The sequence below is a fragment of the Variovorax sp. P4_D9 genome (genome assembly GCF_056401695.1).
The window spans coordinates 1-1,706 of sequence record NZ_JBFUIU010001328.1; the positions used below are offsets into that span (position 1 = coordinate 1).

A 1,706-nucleotide genomic window follows, 5' to 3' on the forward strand; every position below is an offset into this window, starting at 1 on the left:
GCGCCCGCCTTGCCTACCCCGTGCGCGACGGCATTCCGGTGCTGCTCGAAAACGAGGCGCGCACCCTGTCCGACGAAGAGTTGGGGCTGTGAGCGCTGAATTTACCGTCCTGATTCCTGCCCGACTGGGGTCGACGCGACTGCCGGACAAGCCACTGGCCGACATCGCCGGCCTACCGATGGTGGTACGCGTCGCCCAGCAGGCCGCCCGTTCGGGCTCCGCCGGCGTGGTGGTGGCAGCGGACGATGCCCGCATCGTCGACGCCTGCAGCGCGCACGGCGTTCGCGCCCTGCTGACGCGCACCGATCACGCGAGCGGCAGCGACCGGCTGGCCGAGGCCTGCGCACAACTCGGCCTGGCCGACGACGCGATCGTCGTCAATGTCCAGGGCGACGAGCCGCTGATCGATCCGGGCCTGATCGACGCCGTGGCCGAGACGCTGGCGATGCACCCCGGCGCCGCGATGAGCACCGCGGCGCACGCGATCGATTCTCTGGAGGATTTCGTCAATCCGAACGTCGTCAAGACGGTGCTCGATGCCGCGGGCAATGCGCTCTATTTCAGCCGCGCGCCGATCCCCTGGTGGCGCGACGGCTTCGCCGGCACCGGCCCGACCGCGCTGCCGATCGCTCCGGCGCCGCTGCGCCACATTGGCATCTACGGCTACCGGGCCGGCTTTGTGCGCGGCTTTCCCGGCCTGCCGCCGGCGCCGGTCGAGGCGACCGAAGCCCTCGAACAACTGCGCGCGCTGTGGCACGGCCACCGGATCGCGGTCCATGTCAGCACCCATGCACCGGGCCCGGGTATCGACACGCCCGAGGATCTGGCACGGGTCCGCGCGCTCTTCAGCACCTAGAAGCGAGCGCCTGCGGGGCCGGCCCGGCCCGCACCCCATGCTATCCTCGAAGCAAACTCCGCCCCTGGCCGTGCTTCATGCGCGCCCTGGCGCGACAGAAATCAAAGAACCTTCCGAGGACACCATGAGACTGATTTTGTTGGGCGCCCCCGGGGCAGGAAAAGGCACGCAGGCGGCCTTCATTTGCCAGAAGTACGGCATCCCCCAAATCTCCACCGGCGATATGCTGCGCGCCGCCGTCAAGGCCGGGACGCCGCTGGGCCTCCAGGCCCAGGCCGTCATGGCATCGGGCGCGCTGGTCAGCGACGACCTGATCATCAATCTGGTCAAGGAGCGCATTGCGCTGCCGGACTGCGCGCAGGGCTTTCTGTTCGATGGCTTCCCGCGCACCATTCCGCAGGCCGAAGCGATGCGCGCGGCCGGCGTCAAGCTCGACTACGTGCTCGAGATCGACGTGCCCTTCGCGGACATCATCGAGCGCATGAGCGGGCGCCGCTCGCATCCCGCCTCGGGACGCATCTACCACCTGAAGTTCAACCCGCCGAAGACCGAAGGCAAGGACGACCTCACCGGCGAGGACCTGATCCAGCGCGGGGACGACAAGGAAGAGACCGTGCGCAAGCGGCTCGAGGTCTACAGCCAGCAGACACGTCCGCTGGTCGATTACTACTCGAACTGGGCCAAGGTCGAACCGACAGCGGCGCCGAAGTACCGCGCCATCAGCGGCGTCGGCGGCGTCGACGACATCACCCAGCGCGCACTCGCCGCCCTGTCCAGCTGATTCAGGCCGGGCTGGAACGCAGCCCGTGGGCCTTGCCGTCGACGAACAGGTATTCGACCCGAAGCACGG

General features: G+C 68.6%; 3 protein-coding genes. All 3 read left to right on the top strand.

Annotation, left to right across the window (positions count from 1 at the left end; genetic code table 11):
- The coding region (locus tag AC1DY5_RS54535; RefSeq protein WP_478122516.1) for a Trm112 family protein at nt 1-92 on the top strand (92 nt) is incomplete at its 5' end.
- Nucleotides 89-856: a 3-deoxy-manno-octulosonate cytidylyltransferase gene (gene kdsB, locus AC1DY5_RS54540; RefSeq protein ID WP_478122514.1), complete on the top strand. Its 768-nt coding sequence runs from the start codon at nt 89-91 to the stop codon at nt 854-856. The genes AC1DY5_RS54535 and kdsB, both read left to right, overlap by 4 nt.
- Before the next feature lie 124 nt (nt 857-980).
- Nucleotides 981-1,637, top strand: a complete 657-nt coding sequence (gene adk, locus AC1DY5_RS54545; protein WP_478122515.1) for an adenylate kinase — start codon at nt 981-983, stop codon at nt 1,635-1,637.
- Nucleotides 1,638-1,706: the final 69 nt, after the last annotated feature.